Below are 4,217 nucleotides of genomic sequence, written 5' to 3'. Positions count from 1 at the left end.
CCGCCCCGCCCGTCGCACGCGCCCCCCGGGCCGCCGCCGACCGAGGCCGCGGCCCCGGCCGTCCCGCTCGACGACTGGCTGCGCACCCCGAGGCGCGGCGACGCCCCCGGCGTCTGGCGCTACGGCCATGTCCCGAGGCCACCGGAGAAGCCCGAGGGGGTCCCCGACCGCGCGCTGGTCGTCGGCCTGCTGATCTCCCTGCTCTCCGGGACGCTCGTCTGGACACTGTGGCGGCACGGCTACATCCCCTACCGGCTCGTCCCACTGAAACTCCTCACCCCGGCCGACTGGTGGTACGCGGGCAGCTTCGGCGGCCCCACGACGCGCGAGGCGGAGCGCGCGGTCACGGTCTACGAGGCCCTCCTCTTCGGACTCCTCGTCCATACCTGCGCCCGGCTCGGGAACTGGGCCGAGCTGTTCCGGCGCCATGTCGCGCGGCGCGGACAGCCCTTCCTCGGCGCCGCCTCGGCCCTCGCGGGCGCCTTGGTGCTGCTGCTCGTCTGGCGGGACGTGCTGCCGGTCGCCCGGCCGGTGCTGATCGTCGTGGCCTGGATCGCGGGCGGCCGGATCTTCCAGAGCCAGGGCGTCGTGAACGTGATCTACGTACTCATCAGCGTGGGCGTCCTGTGGCCCTTCGCGCGTCTCGGCCAGTGGCGCTCGCTCGCCGCGCGGTACGCCGGGGGCGGCGCGGGCCGCCCCCCGGCCGCCGGCGCGTCCGCCCCCGCCCAGCGGCCCGGCGCGGCCTCACCCGCCGACTGGCCGGAGCTGCGGGCGGCCGGACAGCCCGACGCCGCCGACACCCTGGCCGCCGAAGCGCGCACCGGCGCGATGAACGACGTGGACGTCGCGCGGCTGCGCCACGCGTGGTCCGCGGCCGGGACCGAGCCGGCACGGATCGCCCCCTTCACCGACGCCGTGCTGCGCCGCGGAGCCGCCGCCTGCCCGCACCCCTCGGGCGACCGGGACCTGCCCCGGCGCACCGCACCGCACGACCTGCTCACCGGGCAGGTCCGCATCGGCCGCTGCGCGGACGACCCCCACAACCCCTACGAGCGTCGCGGCTCCGGTGCGGCCCTGGACCCCGGGCTCCTCGGCACCTCGCTGCTGGCCGTCGGACCGCCGGGCGCGGGCAAGTCCGACCGGCTGATCAGGCCCGTCGTGGAGTCCCTCGCCCTCCAGGCGCTCGCCGGGCGGTGCGCCGCCGTCACCGTCTGCGCCGCCGGCACACCGCTCGGCCCCGACGAGGCGTACGACGTCGTCGTCAGGATCGGCGCCCCCGCCTCCCGCCACGACTTCGACCTGTACGGCGGCACCACCGACCCCGACGAGGCCGCCGCCCTGCTCGCGGAGGGCCTCGTGGGCGACCTCCCCACCCTCGACAGCCGCCGGGCGGCCTCGGCGCTCGCCCAGCTCATCGGCCCCTACCGCGCCGCCCACGGACACTTCCCGGCGGTGCCCGTGCTCCGGGAGCTGCTCGACGGCGTACCGTCCGCGCTCACCGGGCTGCGGGAGGCGCTCGACCCGCGCGCACACCACGCGATGCTGCGCGAACTCGACGCGCGCGCCCGCCAGGCGGGCGGCGCGGGTGACCCCGGGCCCGCCCTCACCGACCGGCTCGCCCTCCTCGACCGGCCCGCGTTCGCGGAGTTCTTCGCCACCGGACCCGAGGCGCGCCCCTTCTCGCTGCGCTCCGTGGAACGACTGCCCGTACGGGTACGGATCGAGCTGCCGGAACGCGCCCACGCGGAGGCGTCCCGGCTGCTCGCCCGCCTCGTCCTCGCCCAGTTCACCGCCGTCGCCGCCGCCCGCGCGGACCGCTCGCTCTTCATCTGCCTGGTCCTCGACGACGCCACCAGGACCCTCACCCCGGAGACCGTCCGGGGCGTGCGGCGGCTGCGCTCGGTGAACGCGGGCGCCGTCCTCGCGCTGCGCACCATCGACGACGTGCCGGAGGGACTGCACACCCCGCTGCTCGGCGCGGTCGGCTGCTGCATGGCGTTCTCCGGCGTCACCACCTGGGACGGCAAGCGCTTCGCCGAGGTGTGGGGCAAGGAGTGGGTGGAGACCCGGGAGGTCGCCCAGCACACGGTCTTCGCCGACCAGCCCTTCACCCGGGCCGTCCACGCGCTGCGCAAACTCGTCACGGGCAAGGCCGTGACGACGGACGCCGTGACCGTACGGCAGGTCGAGCGGGAACGCTGGTCGGCCTCCGAACTGGCGTACTCCGTCCCCGCGGGCCACGCCGTCCTCTCCCTGCGCACCGTCACCGGCGAGCACGCCCCGCCGCTGCTGGTGGATCTGCGCGGCTGACCTGTGGGCGCGGCCGACCGGCCGCCGGGGTCCGTACAAGATGGCAGAATTGACGGACGCCGTTCATACGGGACGTCGTAAATCCTCCGAAGGTCCTACGGTCCGACCATGCCGCCCACGCTCGCCTCACTCGTCCAGCACCCGGCGCTCAACCTCACCGTGCGCGCCGGGCAGGACCGGCTGCGCACGGCTGTGCGCTGGGTGCACGCGAGTGAGCTGGTCGATCCCGTGCCGTACATGGAGGGCGGCGAGCTGCTGCTCATCACGGCGACCACGCTGGACGCCGAGGACCCCGAGGCGATGCGGCGCTATGTACGGCGGCTGACCGGCGCCGGGGTGGCCGGGCTCGGGTTCGCGGTCGGGGTGAACTACGAGGACGTTCCCGAGGCGCTCGTCACGGCGGCGCGGGAGGCCGGGCTGCCGCTGCTGGGCGTGCCCCGGCGCACGCCGTTCCTCGCGATCAGCAAGGCCGTCTCGGCGGCGATCGCCGCCGATCAGTACCGCGCGGTGACCGCGGGCTTCGAGGTCCAGCGCGAGCTGACCCGTGCCGCGCTCGCCGAAGGACCCACCGCGCTGCTGGCCCGCCTCGCCGCGCAGGTGGACGGCTGGGCCGCGCTGTACGACGCGTCGGGCGCCGTCGTCGCCGCCGCACCGGACTGGGCCGCGCGCCGCGCGGCCCGGTTCGGCGCCGAGGTACGGCGGCTGCGCGAGCGGCCCGCGCCCGCCAGCGCGGTGGTCGGCGCCGACCACGCGTCCGACCCGGGCCAGGACACCGATGCGGACACCGCGACCGCGACCGCGACCGGCCCGGACGCGACGACCGGCACCCGCACCGGCACCCGCACCGGCGCGTGCGCCGAGGACCGCGTGGAACTCCAGTCCCTCGGCACCGGGCGGCGCGTGCGCGGCGCCCTCGCCGTCGGCACCGGCGCCGCCCTGGGCACCGCCGAGCGCTACGCCGTGCACTCCGCCATAGCTCTGCTGACCCTCACCACCGAGCGCTCCCGCACCCTCCAGGCGGCGGAACAGCGCCTCGGCGCCGCCGTCCTGCGGATGCTGCTCGCCGGGCAGCCCGACCACGCGCGCGCCGTGGCGGGCGATCTCTACGGCGAGCTGCTCGACGCCCCCTTCCGGCTGCTGATCGCCGAGGCCACGACGGGTCCCGCCGCCGCCCCCGGCACGCCCGAACACCCGCTGCACGTCCTCGCCGAGGAGCTGGAGGCGGCCGCCGCGCGCGCGGGCGAACCGGTCCTCGCCGTCCCGGACGGCGACGGGCGCCTCGCCGTGCTCGCGGCGGACGGCGGCGCCGTCGTCGCCGCCTGCCAGGCGTACGCGCCGCGCGAGTCCGACGAGACCGGTGTCGTCTTCGGACTCTCCGCCACCACCGGACCCATCGCGACGGCCGGCGCGTACAAACAGGCCGAACAGGCGCTCTCCGTCGCCCGCCGACGCGGCCGGGCCCTGGTCGAGCACGAGGAGCTGGCGACCGGCTCCCTCCTTCCCCTCCTCGCGGACGACGCCGTGCGCGCCTTCGCCGACGGCATGCTCCGCGCCCTGCGCGAACACGACGCCAAGGGGCGCGGCGACCTGGTGGCCTCGCTGCGCGCCTGGCTCTCCCACCACGGCCAGTGGGACGCGGCGGCGGCCGACCTCGGGGTCCACCGCCACACGCTGCGCTACCGCATGCGCAGGGTGGAGGAGATCCTCGGCCGCTCCCTCGACGACGCGGACGTACGGATGGAGCTGTGGCTCGCCCTGAAGACGACGGCGCCCGGCCCACCGGACCCGCCAGGGACCGCCGGGACGCAGTCGTAAAGCACCTGGACAGCAGCAGTCGCAAGGCACCTGTGGACGGGCACAGCCGTCAGGCACCTGTGGGCAGGCGCAGTCGCAAGGCACCTGTGGAC

At 76.5% G+C, this 4,217-nt stretch carries 2 protein-coding genes; both read left to right on the top strand.

Annotation, left to right across the window (positions count from 1 at the left end; all coding sequences use genetic code 11):
• A partial coding sequence (locus DVH02_RS32785) for an ATP/GTP-binding protein (RefSeq protein ID WP_325051420.1) occupies positions 1-2,310 on the top strand: 2,310 nt, incomplete at its 5' end.
• A 108-nt stretch (positions 2,311-2,418) separates the two neighbouring features.
• Positions 2,419-4,125, top strand: coding sequence for a PucR family transcriptional regulator (locus DVH02_RS32780; RefSeq protein WP_114627486.1), 1,707 nt, complete (start codon positions 2,419-2,421; stop codon positions 4,123-4,125).
• Positions 4,126-4,217: the final 92 nt, after the last annotated feature.

Source organism: Streptomyces corynorhini (assembly GCF_003346515.1).
GTDB classification, from domain to species: Bacteria; Actinomycetota; Actinomycetes; order Streptomycetales; family Streptomycetaceae; genus Streptomyces; species Streptomyces corynorhini.
This window is presented reverse-complemented; position numbering and strand designations above follow the sequence as displayed.